The following is a 17,235-nucleotide window of genomic DNA, read 5'->3' on the forward strand; positions in this document are numbered from 1 at the left end:
CACGCCGGCTAGGCGGCCATCGCCCGGCGCTCCTCCTCATCCAGCACGGGGCCATCCAGCGTCACGCGCGAGTGATCGGTGCGGAATTTCCGGATGATCGGCTTCAGCTCTTCCTTGATGTGCGCTTCGCTGTATCCGTTGAACAGGTGCCCGAGCAGGCCGCGGCGCAGGTCGGAAGTCCCCATAATGTAGTCGGCGATCGGGAACGTGAGGTTCATGTTGTACTTCATCATGATGCCCATGTTGTGATGGGCGGTGTGGTGGCGCCGGATCGTGTTGATGAAGGGCATGTTGCGCACGAACCAGTTGTCGTGCACGTGGCAGCAATAGTGGAAGGTCTCGTAGACCAGGTACTGCGCCACCATCGTGATGAAGACAAAGTAGCCGGCGTTGGCATTGAAGATCAGCGATGCCAGGTAGCCCAGCCCGCCGCCGCCCATGCCAAGTGTCGCCAGCACGCGCCACGGGAAGAACACGATGCGGAATTCGCGCGTGGTATCGATGGTGGGCTCCTGGTCGGTGAAGTACTGGTGGTGCTGGCGCGTGTGGCGCTCATAGATCGCCCGCAGGGCAAAGACGTTGATGCGGCGGTGCATGACATAGCTGTGCAGGAACCATTCCACGAAATTGCCCGCCAGGAATACCGGCACGATCAGCGCCCACTCCCAGGTCACGTTGTGCAGCCGCTGGATGGCCCACCACAGCGCGCCAGTGCCGACCCCGTAGATCACGGCGATATGCAGCAAGCCGTTGTAGAGGGGGCTGATATCGGCCTTGTATTGCTCCCTGAACTTGCGTTGACGTTCCGTCATCATGATTGCGTCTCCGAAAACTTGCGCCGCACTAACATATTAGTTGGATATAAAAGTGCGTCGATCCAAAAAATGCCCCTGGTGGCCAGGGGCGCCAATGCAGGCGCGGCAGGACGCCGCGCGATCAACCGTCAATGCGAGACTTCCTCCAGCGCCTTGCCGCGGGTCTCGACGCCCAGCAGCAGCACCACTGCTGCGGCCACCGCAAAGGACAGGGCGCCGAGCGTGAAGACGCCGCCCTGTCCCGCGACCGGCAGCAGCACGCCGACCAGGTAGGGTCCGGCCAGCGAGCCGATGCGGCCGACCGATGAGGCAAAGCCGGAGCCCGTCGCGCGCGAACGCGTGGGGTACAGCTCCGGCGTATAGGCATAGAGCACGGACCACATGCCGAACAGGAAAAACTGCATGCACAAGCCCGCGGCGATCAACTGCTCCACGGGCAACCTGTGCACGGCCGCCTGGCCGTAGGCATACGCGGCCACGGCGCTGCCGATCAGCATCAGCGCACAGGTAGGCTTGCGGCCCCACTTTTCCAGCAGCCATGCCGAGAAGATGAACCCCGGGATGCCGGCCAGCGAGATATAGACCGTGTAGAGCACGGACTTGGTGACGGCATAGCCGGCCTGCTGCAGCAGCGCACCGAGCCAGGTGGTCAGCCCGTAGTAGCCCAGCAACGCAAAGAACCAGACCGACCACAGCATGATGGTGCGGCGCGCGTAGGGGCCGCTCCACAGCTCCATGAAGCGCGCCTTCCGGCTCGGCGCCTGCGGGCCGCCGAAGGTGGCGGACACCGCCGGCAGTGGACGGCCCCAGGCGCGTTCCACGCGCTGCTCGATGCCAGCCATGACCGTATCGGCCTCGGACTTGCGGCCGACGTCCTCAAGCCAGCGCGGCGACTCGGGCACCATGCGCCGCACCACGAACACGAACACCGCCGGCACTGCCAGCGCGATAAAGATGCCGCGCCAGCCGATCACCGGCAGCAGCAGGTAGGTCAGCGCGCCGGCCACGATAAAGCCGATCGGCCAGAAGCCCTCCAGGATCGCGACATACCTGCCGCGGCTCTTCGCTGGCACGATCTCCGACACCATCGACAGGCCGATCGGGAACTCCATGCCCATGCCGAAGCCGAGCAGCACGCGATAGATCATCAGCGACGTCACGCTGTCAGCCAGCCCGCACATCAGGCTGCCCACGCCCCAGAAGATCATGCTGACCTGGAACACCGGCTTGCGGCCGAAGCGGTCCGCCAGCAGGCCGGCGATCGCGGCGCCCAGGAACATGCCGAGGAAGCTTGAGCTGGCCAGCAGGCCGGCCTGCGCCGCGCTCAGGCCGAACTCGGCCTTGATCGAGCCCAGCACGAAGGTCATCAGGCCCAGATCCATCGAATCGAAAAACCACGCCGTGGCGATGATGCCGAACAGCGAGCGCTGGTAGCCGGTCATCGGCAATCGTTCCAGCCGCGCCGCGATACCCGCTTCCAGCTTGAGGGCGCCTGCAGACATATCCATGGTTGTCTCCTGTGTCAGTGAGACGCGCTCTGTGGTGGCGCGCTTTCGTAATATATTAGTTGCACATGACTGATGTTCAAGTAATGGTTTACCGTAGGCCGGCCGGCGACTCCGGCAAAAGGGGCCCCCTCAGCAACCTATGCGACCCGCCGCGGTTGCGTCGCGGCGGGTGCGTCACCGGACAGCGTGCCCGCCCATGCATTGCGGACAATGGCGTCATAGCGCGCTGAGACGTCCGGCGCGGGGAAGGCTTTGGCAAGCCGGGTGACCGCCAGCGCATCGCGCACAAGCGCGTCGAGGTCGCCCGGTTCGATGCCGCAAGCCTGGAGGGTGGTCGGCAGGCCAACGGACGCCACCAGGCCGCGCAGCGCTCCGGGCACTTGTGCCACCGCGATATCGGGATCGCTCTCGGCGATGTCCAGCAGGCGGGCAATGGCCAGCAACTCCTCGCGGCGCACGTCGCCCAGCGCATCGAGCACATACGGCAGCATCACCGCGTTGGTGGTGCCATGCGACAGATGCGTCTGGCCCGCGACGGCGTAGGCGATGCCATGCACGGCGTTGAGTCCCGCGCTGCCGTAGGACAACGCCGCATAGGTGCTGGCGTAGCTCATGCCGATGCGCGCTTCGCGGTCGTTGCCGTCCTGGTAGCTGCGCAACAGGTAGCGGCCGCATAAGCGGATCGACTCGTGCGCGAACAGCATCGTCACCGCGTTGCGGCCGCTGTAGCCCGGGTCTGGATCGCCGCCACGATCGAAGCTGGCGGAATCGAGTGTCAGGTAGGACTCGATCGCATGGGTCAGCGCATCGATGCCCGCATCCGCGGTGACCCGCGGCGGACAGGTATAGGTGAATTCGGGATCGACCAGCGCCACGGCAGGGCGCAGCCGGTTGTCCATGACCGCCACCTTGGTGGCGTTGTCCGGATCGACCAGGATCGCGCCGGGCGTCGCCTCCGAGCCTGTGCCGGCGGTGGTGGGCATGGCCACCAGCGGCAGCATGGGCGTGCCGGCGTCGATCCGGCCAAGGAACGCGCGCACGGGCTTGCCGCCCGGCAGGGTCAGGCACAGCGCCTTGGCCAGGTCGATGTTGCTGCCGCCACCCAGCGCGATGACATGGTCGACCGGCAGGCCGCCAAGCCGTTCGCGCACGGCCGCCGTGGCCGTGTCGCACAACGTGGTGGTGGGATCGGCCATGCCGCCGTCATAGACGAGCAACTCCACGCCCTGCGCGCGCGCGCCAGCGACGAGTTCGTCGACCCACGGCGTGGCGCCGCTAAAGAACCTGTCCGTCACCAGCAGGCCGCGGCGATAGCCGAGCCGGCGCAGCAGCGCGGGCAGCTGCGCACGGCATCCCGCGCCCATGACCAGCCGCGCCGGGGCGCAAAAATATACGAGGTCTTCCACTCTCATGCTGTCTCCTGTGGGGTGGTTTCGGCTGATGGGGATGGCGGTGGATGGCGCCGCTATGCCAGCCGTGCGGGCCAGCGCGCCTCCAGGTGACGGGCGATTTCCTGCGTGCGCTGCGTCAGCACGCCATGGCCTGCGCCCTGCAGCACGAGCAGTTGGGCTCCGGCAATGCCGTTTGCCAGCATCTCGCCGTGGGCAAGTGGGCAGTCCTGGTCTTCGCTGCCGTGGATGACCAGGGTCCGGCAACGCACCTGTCCCAGCGCATCACGCTGGTCCGTGTGGCGGATCGATTCCCAGGTCCACGCCACCGTGCGATGGTCCGCTGCCTCGACCAGCCCCAGCCGCCGTTCGCGCGTGGCAATCGCGTCCAGCAATGTCCCGGCTGGCGCGGGCTCGAACCATTGCACCGCGTTCAGCTGCGGCGTGCCGGAAACCAGCAGCAGCTCTGCAGGCACTGGCTGACCCCGGCGGTGGCGCGCAGCGGCAAGATAGGCCAGCGCCACCGAAACGCCCATGCTCCATCCGGCCAGCACGAACGGGCCGCTCACGCAGGTGCAAAGCGTGCGCCGCAACACATCGGCGCTGGCCTCGAGCGAGCAAGCCTGCGCACCAGCCGGTGGCAGCGCCTTTCCCCGCCCCGGCAGGTTGGGGAGGACGAAGGTGCACCGGTCGGCAAGGTGCTCCGCCAACGGCACCCAGGCGCCGCGCGTGCCCTGGATGCCATGCACGGCGACCACTGTCACGGGGCCCCGCCCTACGACCCATACGTCATCGTCCGCCATCGGGTCTCCCTACACATCTAATATATTAGTCGGATAGTAGCAGATCACAGCGCGTGTGCAAGCTTGCTGTGCGATGTGTACAAAAGCTGCGTACGGCTCATATACAATCGGTTTTCCTGCTTCCGAACCTTTGGCCATGAACGCAAGAACTGCCACCCGCCCCCGCGCCGCGACGGCACCAGAGCCTGAAGAGGCTGCCAGCCAGCGCGGCAAGCTGACCGACCTGGCCTACGAGCAGATCGAGGAAGCCATCGTCACGCTGCAGCTGGCGCCGGGCAGCTCGGTATCCGAGCTGCAGCTGAGCGAAATGACGGGGATCGGGCGCACGCCGATTCGCGAAGCGATCCAGCGGCTGGCGCGCGAGCACCTGATCATGGTGCTGCCGCAGCGCGGCTTGCTGATCGCGCCGATCGACGTCGGCAAGCAACTGCGCCTGCTGGAGACCCGCCGCGAGGTGGAACGCCTGATCTGCCGCAGCGCCGCGCGGCGCGCCACGCCCGAACAGCGCAATCACTTCAAGCGGCTGGCCAAGGAGTTCGAACAGTCGTCACGCAACGGCGACGATGTCGCGTTCGTCCGCGCCGATCGTGAATTCAACGAGCTTTGCCTGGTGGCGGCGCGCAATGAATTCGCCGACGGCGCCATGCGGCTGATGCACGGCCTGTCGCGCCGGTTCTGGTACCTGCACTACAAGGAAGCCGCGGACCTGCCCACCATGTCGAAGCTGCACGCCGCCGTGGCATCGGCCATTGCGCGCGGCGAAGTCGACGGCGCCGGCGCTGCGCTCGACGCGCTGCTGGACAATATCGAGGAGTTCACGCGGGCCACGGTCCTGGGTGACTATCGTTAGGCCGCAAGGCGGGTACGCCATTGGCGCCCGCCAGCCTGGCAGGCCGTGTATCAGCCCATCACGAACGAGACAAACTCGTCCAGCTCCAGCCGGCGGAGCTCCATGTTGTTCTCCGGAATACTGTTGTCCGCATAGCCTAGCGACATGCCGGCCACGATCATTTCCCCGCCGGAGATGCCCACGCCTTCACGAAGCACCGCCGATTGCAGCGACCAGATCTGCTGCGGACAGGTATCCAGCCCGCGCGCGCGCGCGGCCAGCATGATGTTCTGCAAGAAGCAGCCATAGCAGAGGAAGCTGGCCCACTCCAGGCGCTTGTCCATGGTGAAGATCAGCCCCACTGGTGCGTCAAAGAACCGGAACTGCCGCTCGACGTCGCGTCGGCGCCCGACGATATCGCTCCGTGGCACACCCTGCGCATCGCCCAGCATCCCGCGAAACGTATTAAAACGCGCAGAGAACGGCGCCGGCAGTTCCTTGGGAAAAAACGGGTATTCGGGCGCGAGTTCCGTGGGCGCGGCGCGGTACGCTTCGACCGCGGCTTCCGTGATCTTGTCGCGCGCCTTGCCGGTCAGCACATAGCAGCGCCAGGGCTGCGTGTTGCTCGAGCTTGGCGCGTATTTCGCGACGGACAGGATGTCCCTGACCGTCTCGATCGGCACCGGGCGGTCGAGAAAGCCGCGCTTGCTCTGGCGTCCGCGAATCAGCGCTTCCGTCAGTTGGATGGTCTCCATCGTCATGTCTCCGTTCTAGTGGTGGGGTCGCTGCGATGGAAAAGATCATAGACATCTCCCCTGCCTTGTGAAGACGCCAAGTCTGGAAAGCTCCGTCCGGAAACTGCGAACGACCAGCGCCCATCCGCACAGCTCCAGCGTCCAGATTCCGGGACGCTGCGTTCCGCAATCCCACGCGCACGCGCGCAGCCGATTCGCCTATCTTCCTACTCAGGTCGGAGCCCCGACCCCATACGAACATATGGTGGAGATGTGGAATGAATCAGTTGAAATGCCTGCCGCAGGAAGAGATTGTCTGGGGACTCGACGTGCTGAAAGCCGCCGCGGCGTCCATGGGCAACTACGGCATCCGCCGCCCGATCACGTTCACCGTCGCGTTCCTTGACGCCTTGAACCGCGAGCACCTGCAACCTGCCATTGGCGACAGCGTGGGGACCTTCACCGACCTGCCGCCGCATGTTCCCGATTTCGCCGTGCATGACGGGCTGCGCGCCTGCATCGGGGCCCATGCGGAATCGATCATCGCCCTCGGCGGCGGCTCCGTGCTCGATGCCGCAAAGGCAGTCTCGCACCTGCATTTCCAGCAGACGGGCCGCTACCTGCCGATTGCGGCGATCCCGACGACGTTGTCGGGTTCGGAGTTCTCACACTATTTCGGCGTGACCGAGACAGACGGTCCGCGGAAGTTCAAGCGCAGCCATGCGGTTCGCGAAACCACGCCGAGGCTGGTGGTGCTCGACCCGCGGATGCTTGTCGACACCCCGCGCACGTTGCTGCTGAGCTCGGCCATCAAGGGCATCGACCATGCCGTGGAAGGCATGCGCCGGGTCGAGGTGGACCATCCTCATGCGATCCTGGCCGCCAGGGGCGTGGAGCGCTTCCTGGCCGTACTGGAAAAGTGGCCGCGCAAGCTCGAAACGCGCGCAGCCATCGCGGGCGGCCTGGTCTCGACCGACGACCTGCTGCAGCTTCAACTCGCCGCGTGGCAGTGCTATTTCTACCCCGCATCGGTCATCTACGGCCTGAGCCATCGCATCGGGCACATCCTCGGCGGTACCTTCGGCGTCCCTCACAGCCTGACATCGTGCATAGCGCTGGCGCCAGTCATCCGCGCCTGTGCCGGCACCTATGGCCGCAAGCTCGAGATCTTCTCCACGGACCGTGGCAGCCGCATGCCCGCTGCCTTTCTCGCGGACCGCATCGAAGCGGCCGTGCACGCATTGCAACTGCCGAGCCGCCTCGGCGACCTCGATTTCGATCGGGCCAGGCTTCCCGAGCTGTCGGCGCTGCTCAGGCAGAATTATCCGGCCGAGGTCGGCGATCTTGGCGACAATGCGGGCACCAAGCTGGATGCGCTGCTGGAGAGCCTGTGGTAATGAACCGCCAGCCCTCCGACAGCTTCCCGCACCCCGCCTGCCTGCGCACCGCCCTCGAGGCCCTGGCCAGCCGGCGGATCACCGCGAAAGACCTGACCGAAGCGGCGATCCGCCGCGCGCAAGCCTGCCAGCAAGCGTTCAACGCGTTCGCGGTCATTGACGGGGAACGCGCCTTGCAGGCCGCGGCCGAAAGCGACCGCCGCTACGGCGAAGGCAGCCAGCGACCGCTGGAAGGCCTGCCGATCGCGATCAAGGACCTGATCGACACCAAGGACATCGAGACCAGGTACGGATCGGCGGCGTGCCGCGGCAATGTTCCGGCTGCCGATGCCGACATCGTGAAGGCATTGACGGAATGCGGCGCCATCGTCATCGGCAAGACCACCACCCACGAATTTGCGTGGGGCGTGACGACCGCCAGCCCCAGCTTCGGCGATACCCTGAACCCCATCGACCCTGCCCGCATTCCCGGTGGCTCCAGCGGTGGCGCCGCGGCGGCGATCGCGCATGGCGCGGTCCTGGCGGGCGTAGGCACCGACACCGGCGGCTCGGTGCGGATTCCGGCCGCGCTCTGCGGTGTCGTGGGCTTCAAGCCGACGCTGGGCACGCTTTCCACGCGCGGCGTGTTTCCGCTGGCGCCCACCTGCGACCATGTCGGCCTGCTGGGGGCAAGGGTCGACGACGTGCGGGTGCTCGCCAATGCCGTCGGCATCGCCACGCCTCCAGTCGATGCCAGGCGTTGCGCTCGCCTTGGCATTGTCCGGCACATCGCGCCGGTGCCGCTGAGCGGGGAGGTTGCCGGCGCTTTCGATGCGGTGGTGGAGCGACTGGCACGGCGCTATGCCTGCGAGGACCTGGGCGAAAGCCAGCGCTCGGACGCGGTGTTCGACGCCGTGTTCGACGCCTTCGCGACCATCGTCCTGATCGAGGGCGGCATCGAGCATTTGCGCCGCCATGACTGGGAACGCATCGCCACGCATTACAACCCCGAGACGGTCGACCGGCTGCGGCGCGCGCAGGCCATGGACCTGCGCGCTTATGCGACGGCCCAGCAGGCGAGGCGGGATTTCACGGCCCGGCTGCATGCGGCGATGTCGACCTTCGACTTTCTGGTGCTGCCGACCTGCCCTTGCACCGCCCCACCCCGCGATGCCGGCACGGTCGACATCGGCGCCTGGACCGGCACGGTCCGCGAGGCCCTGATGACCTATACCGCCCCCTTCAACGTCGCAGGGTTTCCGGCTATCTCGATTCCCCTGCCGTCCCGCCACGGCGGCCTGCCGGCGGCATTGCAGATTGTCGCCAGGCCTGGCGGCGACGGCGCGCTGCTGCAGTTCGCGCAGCAGGTGGAATCCATGCTGGGGCCTGCCTCCGTTGCACAAGACTTGCCTGACCACACCACCACAAGGAGACCAGAATGAACGATACCGCCAAGTCCGCACCTTTGGCGCCGGCGGAAGCCCCGGCCGGGCGTACGCCATACAGCGACTGGTTGCAGACCGACCTGCTTCACTCGCTGCAGCACCCCGTCAGCAAGCATCCCGGCGAATACGCATGGATCGTATCGGCGCAGGTGTCCGAGCTCTACTGGATGCTGATCGTCCGCGAAATCCAGGCCGCGCAGGCGCAACTGCGTGCCGACGACCTGGCGGGGGCCTGCAGCACGCTGCGGCGCGTGGTCGCCCACCATGAGCCGCTCAATGCCACCTGGCGCTCCATCGCGTGGATGACGCCGGTCGACTTGCTGGCCATCCTGTCATGCGTTGGCCCCAAATACGGCAAGGACACCGCGCTACAGGGCTGGACGTTCCGCCACATGGTCTACCTGCTCGGCATCAAGCAGGGCGAGCACCTGCAGCACTTCCTGCCGCAGCCGCAGCGCTGGGAGCAGCTCAGCAAGGCGCTGGCCGAGCCGAGCCTGTACGACGACGTGCTTGCCCACCTGGGCCGCAAGGGCTTCGCCGTACCGGTGACGGCCCCCGAGCGGGACTTCAGCGTGCCCTATACGCCGGACCAGGCGGTCGAGAAGGTCTGGCGCGAGGTCTACGCCGCCCCGGACCGTCACCGCGAATTGCAGCAGCTTGGTGAAACGCTGGCCGATATCGCCGAGGGATTCTGCGCATGGAAGCACCTGCACCTGATGGCAACACGCCGCACTTTCGGCGCCCGGCCGGCCTACTTCGGCACCGAAGGCATTGCGTGGCTGGTGCCAACCATGAACGAGATCCCGTTCCCGGAACTCTGGTCCGCGCGCGGCTTTATCGGCGACCCGCCCGCGGTGTGCCCGCACGCCGGCGGCCAGCAAAGCGCCCCGGGAAACGGAACGAGCAACTGACCATCAAGCAGGAGGAAACCTATGCCTAATGATTTCATGAGTAAGCTGGCAGCCAGTGCCCGCGCCGCCATCGCCGATCCCGCACGGATCACCATCGTGGGAAACGATGCAAAGCCGCGCTTCGAGCTGTTCCACGCGGCCAGTTCCCTGTGTTCGCAGAAGGTCCGCACGGTGCTGTTCGAGAAGCAGTTGCCGTACCGATCGAACGACATGCTGATCCTGAGCGCGATGGGACCGGACGGCGTCATTCCGGCGGAGCACTATCACCCGCCCTATGTCCGCCTGCGGCTGATGGCCGGACGGGAAATCGGGCGGGACTTCGTCAGCGGCTATAGCGGTCGCACTGCCGTGGACACTGACGGCTTCGACCCCTGCGTCGTGCCGCTGCTCGTCGACTACCAAGCCTCCCGCGTGATCGCGGATTCGCGGCGGATCTGCTGCTATCTGGACGCGGTTTCCCGCGCACCGGTCCAGCTCCTGCCTGACGATGACCGGGCGCGTGCCGCGGTGATGCGCCAAATGGAGATCGTCGACCAGATGCCAAACGGCGCCATGCTCTACGGCGCGCACCCCGACGCCGACCGGCGGCCAGAGGCGCTCAAGACGGTCATGGAAACGGTCTACGACCACAAGATCGCGGCGATCGAGGCCATGCTTGCCGGCAATGCCGGAGACACCGAACTCGTTACCGCCTATCGCGCCAAGCTCGCCAAGGAGCGCGGCGGCCGCGCGGTCCGCCGCGATGCCGCATTCCAGCGCGCGGCCCGCCATCACGCCGCGGGCGCGTTGCAGGAGCTGGACCGCACCCTGGGGGCATCACCGTCTCCGTATGTTGCGGGACACGCGTTCTCTCTGGCGGATGTGCTGTGGGGCGTCAACCTGGTCCGGCTCGCGTATCTGGGATTGGCGTCGATGTGGGACGACCTGCCCAACGTTGGCCGCTATGTCGGCCTGCTGGCCAAGCGACCCTCGCTGTGCAGGGAGGCGGTCCGCGCCACGATCGACTCGCTGCCGCCATCGCCACACATGGATGCGCTGGGCGCTTGCGCGGAGGCGGCGCCGGCCTGAACGGCAGCCATTCTGTCATCGGCCTGTGCCGATGAAGACATCGGGCGGAGACAGCGGGTCTCCGCCCTTTTCTTTCGTCGACGCTTTGCTTTCAGGCCGCCACCGGCTCCGGCTGGACGCGCAGCGCACGCGCGACGGTCGTCACCCTGCGGCCCTGGTACCGCGCCACGTCGAGGTGATCGTCGTCGGGCTTCACGGTGTCGCGGTGCGAAACATGGGTGGCGCCATACGGGGTGCCGGCCTTGAACATCGCCGCGTCGGCATAGCCCAGCGGCACGATGATCAGGCCCAGGTGGGCCATGGGCGTGTAGGCCGCCAGCAGCGTGGCTTCATTGCCACCGTGGCGCGAGGAGGTCGAGCCGAACACGGAACCGACCTTGCCATTGAGCTTGCCCGCGAACCAGAGGCCGCCGAGTCCGTCGATAAAGGCCTTCAGCTCGGTCGAAATGGTGCCGAACCGCGTCGGCGTGCCGAACACGATGGCGTCGGCCCATTCGGCATCCGCTTCGGTCGGCGCATCGTATTTCGCGTTCATCTCGGTGGCATTCTCGAGCCAGCCCGGCGCCTGGCGCATGACGTCGGGGCCGACCACCTCCCGCGCACGTCGCATGCGGACTTCGGCGCCAGCCTCGAGGGCCCCTTCGGCGACAGCCTTGGCCAGCATCTCGGTGGCGCTGTTCCGTGAATAGAAGACGATCAGTACCCTGGGTTTACGCATGTCGGTCTCCGGCAATGTCATGCGGAAATGGGCTCGAGCCGGCCCAGCAGTTCATCCTTGCGTTCCACCAGCCGCGGCGGGAGCTGGAACGCCTCGCCGAAATGGCCGGGCGCTTCATCGATGGCGAAACCGATGTCGGTGGTGGCCGCCTCGAACATCACCCCGCCGGGCATCTTGAAGTACATCGAGCGGAAGTAGTTGCGGTGCACCGATTCGGAGGTATCGATGTAGCCCAGCGCGAACAGCTTTTCCTTCAGGATCGCCTGCTGTTCGACGTTATCCACGGCGAAGGCCACATGGTGGATCGTCCCTTCGCCGTAGGTCGACGAGCCCTGGAGCCGGTCCGGCTCATGCAGCAACTCGACAATCATGCCCGGGCCGCCGGTGTAGGTCTCGAAGCGGTAATAGGATCCGGCCTGTCCAACGTTGCGAAAGCCAATCACTTCGCTCATGAAGCGGATCGATTCGGCGACATCGCGCAGCGACAGCGTGATGCTGTGCACGCCGCGGATGGCATGGGCCTCGGGGATATCGCTGGCGACGCAAGCCGGACGCGCGTCGAGGTCCGTTTCGACGAGATCGAACTCGATGCCGCACGGATGCTGGAACCGCTGGCGGCGCTCGCCGAAGCGTTCGACGATCTCGCTGTCATACGGCACCGCCATGGCATCGAAGCGGCTGCGCCAGAACGACAGCGAACCGGTGGGCACCGAGTAGTTGATGACTCTCACCTGGCCCGATCCCTGGCGCGCCATGACGCCCCGCTGGCGAAACGGGAACGACGTCACCAGCGTACCCGGATCGCCATTCGCATTGCCGTAATACAGGTGGTAGATGGGATCCTCGCCGTCGAGCAGCACGGTCTTCTTCACGAGGCTCTGTCCGAGCAGCTTGACGTAGAAGTCGACATCTTCCTGTGCATGGCGCACGCCGACGGTCAGGTGATGAAACCCCTTGAGCATGGTCATTGTCCTCTCCAGTTTGAAATTGGCATGTGGAAACGGCGTAGCGCCGCTCCTGCGCAACAGCTTATGACGACAGATTTCGCTTGGGCAGCCGCCAGGGTTGTACGCAGGGTTCGGCAAACTTGGACGATGGCATCACGCAAGACGGTGGGCGCCTGCCGGGCGGGAAATGCCGGGGCGGCACGGGCGCGGACACGGCGGTGCGCCAAGGGCTTGCCCGGGTGGCGTCGGGCCGCGGCCATGGAGTATGATCCGCGACACCCACTCGCTTCCCGATCATCGCCGCCGCCATGGGATTGGCCGGTGAGTCGCCATGCCATGCTCGACCTGAAGGACGTCTATTACTTCGTGCAGGTGGTGGACCGTGGCGGATTCACCGCGGCTGGGGACGCACTCCGGCTGCCGAAGTCAACGCTGAGTCACCGCGTGAAGGAACTGGAAGGCTCGCTGGGCGTGCGGCTGATCAACCGGACATCGCGCCATTTCGCGGTGACGGAGGTGGGTCACGAGTTCTACCAGTACGCCATGGCGCTGATGCGCAGCGCCGACCTTGCCGAGGAAGCCATGCGTCAGCGGCTGGCAGAGCCAAGCGGCGTCATCCGCGTGACCACGGCGACGGACATCGCCCAGTTCGCGCTGCGCCACGTCTTGCCGACCTTCCTCTCCGACCACCCCAAGGTAAGGATTCAGGAAACTGCCACGGACAGGATCGTGGACATCGTCGGCGAGGGCTTCGACCTGGCGATCCGGGGCCATGTCGGCCAGCTGCAGGACTCCAACCTGGTCCAGCATCCGCTGGCCAGGACGCCGTGGTATTTGTTCGCGGGCCCCGACTATCTCGAGCGGACCTCGGTGCCGGCACAGCCCGAGGAGCTGGCGTCCCACGCCATCATCGCCATGGCGGGCAAGGGCGCGTCGCAATGGCAACTGCTGGGACCAGACCAGCGCGTGGCGACGGTGCCGTTCGAACCTAGATTCCTCAGCAATAGCCTGATCTCGCTGAAAGAGGCGGCGTGCGCCAACGTTGGCGTCGCCGCGCTGCCGGTTTACGCGTGCCAGACGGAGCTGAAGGCCGGCTCGCTCAGGCAGGTCTTGCCGGGCTGGATTGCGGCGGACGCCCGTATCACTGCCCTCATCCCCTATCGCACGGGCTTGCTTCCCGCGGTCCGCACGCTGGTGGACTATCTCGCCGTGGTGCTGCCGCGGGTGACGGCTTTCGACCACCACTGAGGCTGTCGGCACGCCGGGCCAAGTGCGCGTCGCCATCGCGGGAAACGTGCAACCAGGTTCGCCACGCGTTAGGCGCATTACCCATATCAAGTACGTTACACACCGCTCATACACGTCAGCCCTTACAAACAGGACCGACATCAACTGAAGGACAAAGCGATGACGAAGTACCTGATCTCCTTTCCGGGAAGCGCGATGGAAGTCCCCGCCGAGGACTTTGCCGCGGTGGGCGAAGCGGCACACGCGGTCATACGCGAGGCTAAGGCCGCGGGCGTGTACGTGTTCGGTGGTGGTATCAACGAGCATGTCGCACCCGTCATGGTCGCCTCGGACGGCACGGTCACCAACCAAACCTATCCCCAGACAAAGGAGTTCGACGGCGGCTTCTGTGTCCTGGAGCTCCCGTCGCGCGATGCCGCCATCCTGTGGGCTGCCAGGATCGCCAAAGCCTGCCGCTGTTCGCAGGAACTCCGCGAGTTTGGGTATGACCCCGAGAGCTGACGCCCAGCCCATGTTTTACAATCTCGCCGGCTGCGCAACCCTCTGCGGTACCCGCAGCACTCGCGGCCGGCAGGCCACCATTGGCAAGGCCGGCGACGCAGCATTGGACGGGTGGACGGTACGAATCCTGCTTGGGCGGGACCAACGACATCACGGAGCATCACCGAATGATAAATTCGCTGCATGAGCGGAAGCCTTGCCGCACGCGGAGGTCCTGACATGGCCGGCTCAAGCTTGCTGGTATTGATCGACGACATCGCCACCATCCTGGACGATGTCGCCATGATGAGCAAAATGGCGGCCAAGAAGACCGCGGGCGTGCTCGGCGATGACCTGGCGTTGAATGCGCAGCAGGTCAGCGGCGTCAGGGCGGAGCGCGAGCTGCCGGTGGTATGGGCGGTCGCGCTGGGGTCGATGCGCAACAAGGTGATCCTGGTGCCGGCGGCGCTGGCGATCAGCGCCTGGGCACCCTGGGCCGTGGTGCCGTTGCTGATGGTGGGGGGCGCGTTCCTTTGCTACGAAGGCTTTGAAAAACTGGCCCATCGGTTCCTGCATAGCAAGGCCGAGGACGCCGCCCATCACGCCCGTGAAATCCAGGCCATGTCGGACCCCGTCGTCGACGTGGTGGCTTTCGAGAAAGAGAAGATCAAGGGCGCGGTCCGCACGGACTTCATCCTTTCGGCGGAAATCATCGTGATCTCGCTGGGCACCGTCGCCAACGCGCCCTTCGGCCAGCGGCTCGCGGTCCTGTGCGCGATCGCGGTCATCATGACGGTCGGCGTCTATGGCCTGGTGGCTGGCATCGTAAAGCTCGACGACGCCGGGCTGTATCTCAGCCAGCGGTCGTCCGCCGGGCTCAGCTGGCTGGGCCGGGGCTTGCTTCGGCTGGCACCGTTGCTGATGAAGACCCTGTCGGTGGTCGGCACGGCAGCGATGTTCCTGGTGGGCGGCGGCATCCTGATGCACGGCATCCCGGCCTTGCACCACTTGACCGAAGCCGCGGCACTGGCTGTGGCAGCGGTGCCGGCCATCGGCGGCGTGCTGGCGGTGCTGGCCCCGGTGCTGATGGATGGCCTGGCCGGCATCGTCGCCGGCGCGCTGGTGCTGGCCGCGGTCAGCGTGGTAAAGGCCGGCATGCGAGCGTTGCGCCCTTCGGCACGCTAGACGCGGCAAGGGGGCTCCCCAGCGGGGAATTGCCGCCCCCCACGCATCGCCGCGCACATCGGGCAGGAGATTGCGCGCCACGTAGACCTGCGCGCGCAACCAGCATTTTTTTCTGAATTCCCTATCGAATTCAGCAACAAATGTCCCTCCGATCTGATTAACCTGCCCGCTATTTTCCGTTTGCAGCGCCCAACCGGTGGGCGACCGATCGCGACGCCTCTCAGCGGCGCCTTTGCGGCTTGCTGGCCGCGACCCGCAATCCGGCCCACCCACGGCCCCATGCAAACGTGAAAATCCGCTGCCCGCGCCAGCCCCACAAGGTCCGGCGCGGCCATTCAGATGATACGGAGACAACGACACATGAGTGCAAGCGCAGAACATCTGCAACGCGGCCTGGGCGAACGCCATATCCGGCTGATGGCGCTGGGATCGGCCATTGGCGTGGGCCTGTTCCTGGGCGCCGGCAATGCCATCAAGATGGCCGGCCCCGCGATCATGCTGGCCTACCTGATCGGCGGGGCGATGATCTTCCTGATCATGCGCGCGCTGGGCGAGATGGCCGTGCACAACCCCGTGGCGGGCTCGTTCTGCCGCTACGCGCAGGACCACATGGGCCCGCTGGCGGGCTACCTGACCGGCTGGAACTACTGGTTCCTGTGGCTGGTGACCTGCGTCGCCGAGATTACGGCCGTGGCGATCTACATGGGCATGTGGTTCCCCGACGTGCCGCGGTGGATCTGGGCGCTGGCCGCGCTGGCCGCGATGGGCTCGGTCAACCTGATGGCCGTCAAGGCCTATGGCGAGTTCGAGTTCTGGTTCGCCATGATCAAGATCGTCACCATCGTGCTGATGCTGATCGGCGGCGGCGCGATGATCGTGTTCGGCTTCGGCAACGGCGGCGTGGCCACCGGCATCTCGAACCTGTGGGCGCATGGCGGCTTTATGCCCAACGGCGCCTCGGGCGTGCTGATGTCGCTGCAGATGGTGATGTTCGCTTACCTCGGCGTCGAGATGATCGGCCTGACCGCCGGCGAGGCGCGCAATCCGAAGAAGTCGATTCCGGACGCGATCAACTCGGTGTTCTGGCGCATCCTGATTTTCTACGTCGGCGCGCTGTTCGTAATCCTTGCGCTGTACCCGTGGAACGAGATTGGCGCGCAGGGCAGCCCGTTCGTGCTGACCTTCGAGCGCCTGGGTATCAAGACCGCCGCCGGCATCATCAATTTCGTGGTGCTGACGGCGGCGCTGTCGTCGTGCAACGGCGGCATCTTCAGCACCGGGCGCATGCTGTACAACCTGGCGCAGCAGGGCCAGGCGCCGGCGGCTTTCGCCAGGGTCGACCGCAACGGCGTGCCGCGCCGCGCGCTGCTGGTGTCGATCGCCGCGCTGCTGGCCGGCGTGCTGCTCAACTACCTGGTGCCGGAAAAGGTGTTCGTCTGGGTGACTGCGATCTCCACCTTCGGCGCGGTCTGGACCTGGGCCATCATCCTGGTTACCCAGATCCAGTTCCGCCGCGGGCTGGCGCCGACGGCGCGCAAGGCGCTGGCGTTCCGCATGCCGTTCTGGCCGTATGGCTCGTATATCGCGCTGGCCTTCCTGGCTCTGGTGGTGGCGCTGATGGCCTGGTTCCCCGATACCCGCGTGGCGCTGTACGTGGGTCCGGGCTGGCTGGTGCTGCTGACGGTGTGCTACTACGCGCTCGACATGCGTTCGCGCGGGCCGGTCAGCTACCGCGCCTGAGCCAGCGGCGCCAAGGCGCGCCGACGCGGCGTGCGCCGCG

General features: G+C 66.1%; 16 protein-coding genes. 9 read left to right on the forward strand and 7 right to left on the reverse strand.

The genetic code is table 11. The features are described from left to right. Positions 1-8: 8 nt before the first annotated feature. The 4 genes from E5S69_RS13960 to E5S69_RS13975 all read right to left on the reverse strand — a co-directional run bounded on the left by E5S69_RS13960 (position 9) and on the right by E5S69_RS13975 (position 4,514). The gene (locus E5S69_RS13960) at positions 9-815 is read right to left on the reverse strand and encodes a fatty acid hydroxylase family protein (protein ID WP_171515246.1); all 807 of its coding nucleotides are present in this window, start codon (positions 813-815) and stop codon (positions 9-11) included. Between the two features lie 128 nt (positions 816-943). Then, positions 944-2,323 carry an MFS transporter gene (locus E5S69_RS13965; RefSeq protein WP_171515247.1) on the reverse strand — a complete coding sequence of 460 codons (1,380 nt, stop codon included), beginning with the start codon at positions 2,321-2,323 and terminating at the stop codon, positions 944-946. Between the two features lie 137 nt (positions 2,324-2,460). Further along, positions 2,461-3,735 (reverse strand): iron-containing alcohol dehydrogenase, encoded by a 1,275-nt coding sequence (locus E5S69_RS13970; RefSeq protein WP_171515248.1) that lies wholly within the window; start codon positions 3,733-3,735, stop codon positions 2,461-2,463. A 53-nt stretch (positions 3,736-3,788) separates the two neighbouring features. Then, positions 3,789-4,514 (reverse strand): alpha/beta fold hydrolase, encoded by a 726-nt coding sequence (locus E5S69_RS13975; RefSeq protein WP_171515249.1) that lies wholly within the window; start codon positions 4,512-4,514, stop codon positions 3,789-3,791. Between the two features lie 136 nt (positions 4,515-4,650). Between E5S69_RS13975 and E5S69_RS13980 the strand changes: the two genes are divergently transcribed. Further along, positions 4,651-5,364, forward strand: coding sequence for a GntR family transcriptional regulator (locus E5S69_RS13980; RefSeq protein WP_171515250.1), 714 nt, complete (start codon positions 4,651-4,653; stop codon positions 5,362-5,364). Positions 5,365-5,414: 50 nt separating this feature from the next. Here the strand turns inward: E5S69_RS13980 and E5S69_RS13985 are convergent, their stop codons facing one another. Then, a complete protein-coding gene (locus E5S69_RS13985; RefSeq protein WP_171515251.1) occupies positions 5,415-6,098 on the reverse strand; it encodes a nitroreductase in 684 nt (227 codons plus the stop codon). A gap of 257 nt (positions 6,099-6,355) precedes the next feature. On the opposite strand from E5S69_RS13985, the gene E5S69_RS13990 reads away from it, so the two are divergent. The 4 genes from E5S69_RS13990 to E5S69_RS14005 are packed head-to-tail and all read left to right on the forward strand — an operon-like array spanning position 6,356 to position 10,877. Beyond that, on the forward strand, positions 6,356-7,474 hold the full coding sequence (locus E5S69_RS13990) for an iron-containing alcohol dehydrogenase (RefSeq protein WP_171515252.1): 1,119 nt from the start codon (positions 6,356-6,358) through the stop codon (positions 7,472-7,474). After that, positions 7,474-8,895, forward strand: coding sequence for an amidase (locus tag E5S69_RS13995; protein WP_171515253.1), 1,422 nt, complete (start codon positions 7,474-7,476; stop codon positions 8,893-8,895). Before E5S69_RS13990 ends, E5S69_RS13995 begins: the two co-directional genes overlap by 1 nt. Continuing rightward, complete coding sequence (locus E5S69_RS14000) at positions 8,892-9,809, forward strand: tryptophan 2,3-dioxygenase (RefSeq protein WP_171515254.1); 918 nt, start codon at positions 8,892-8,894, stop codon at positions 9,807-9,809. The genes E5S69_RS13995 and E5S69_RS14000 overlap by 4 nt, the downstream gene beginning before the upstream one ends. Before the next feature lie 21 nt (positions 9,810-9,830). Further along, on the forward strand, positions 9,831-10,877 hold the full coding sequence (locus E5S69_RS14005) for a glutathione S-transferase family protein (RefSeq protein WP_171515255.1): 1,047 nt from the start codon (positions 9,831-9,833) through the stop codon (positions 10,875-10,877). Between the two features lie 91 nt (positions 10,878-10,968). Here the strand turns inward: E5S69_RS14005 and wrbA are convergent, their stop codons facing one another. Beyond that, a complete protein-coding gene (gene wrbA, locus E5S69_RS14010) occupies positions 10,969-11,595 on the reverse strand; it encodes an NAD(P)H:quinone oxidoreductase (RefSeq protein WP_171515256.1) in 627 nt (208 codons plus the stop codon). A gap of 17 nt (positions 11,596-11,612) precedes the next feature. Beyond that, on the reverse strand, positions 11,613-12,563 hold the full coding sequence (locus tag E5S69_RS14015) for a ring-cleaving dioxygenase (RefSeq protein ID WP_171515257.1): 951 nt from the start codon (positions 12,561-12,563) through the stop codon (positions 11,613-11,615). 315 nt (positions 12,564-12,878) lie between these two features. Between E5S69_RS14015 and E5S69_RS14020 the strand changes: the two genes are divergently transcribed. The 4 genes from E5S69_RS14020 to E5S69_RS14035 all read left to right on the forward strand — a co-directional run bounded on the left by E5S69_RS14020 (position 12,879) and on the right by E5S69_RS14035 (position 17,195). Further along, a complete protein-coding gene (locus E5S69_RS14020) occupies positions 12,879-13,790 on the forward strand; it encodes a LysR substrate-binding domain-containing protein (RefSeq protein WP_171515258.1) in 912 nt (303 codons plus the stop codon). A gap of 159 nt (positions 13,791-13,949) precedes the next feature. After that, the gene (locus tag E5S69_RS14025) at positions 13,950-14,291 is read left to right on the forward strand and encodes a YciI family protein (protein WP_171515259.1); all 342 of its coding nucleotides are present in this window, start codon (positions 13,950-13,952) and stop codon (positions 14,289-14,291) included. A 219-nt stretch (positions 14,292-14,510) separates the two neighbouring features. Next, complete coding sequence (locus E5S69_RS14030; RefSeq protein WP_171515260.1) at positions 14,511-15,455, forward strand: DUF808 domain-containing protein; 945 nt, start codon at positions 14,511-14,513, stop codon at positions 15,453-15,455. A 360-nt stretch (positions 15,456-15,815) separates the two neighbouring features. Beyond that, positions 15,816-17,195, forward strand: coding sequence for an amino acid permease (locus tag E5S69_RS14035; RefSeq protein WP_171515261.1), 1,380 nt, complete (start codon positions 15,816-15,818; stop codon positions 17,193-17,195). Positions 17,196-17,235: the final 40 nt, after the last annotated feature.

This window comes from Cupriavidus necator (assembly GCF_013141915.1).
Classification (GTDB): domain Bacteria; phylum Pseudomonadota; class Gammaproteobacteria; order Burkholderiales; family Burkholderiaceae; genus Cupriavidus; species Cupriavidus necator_B.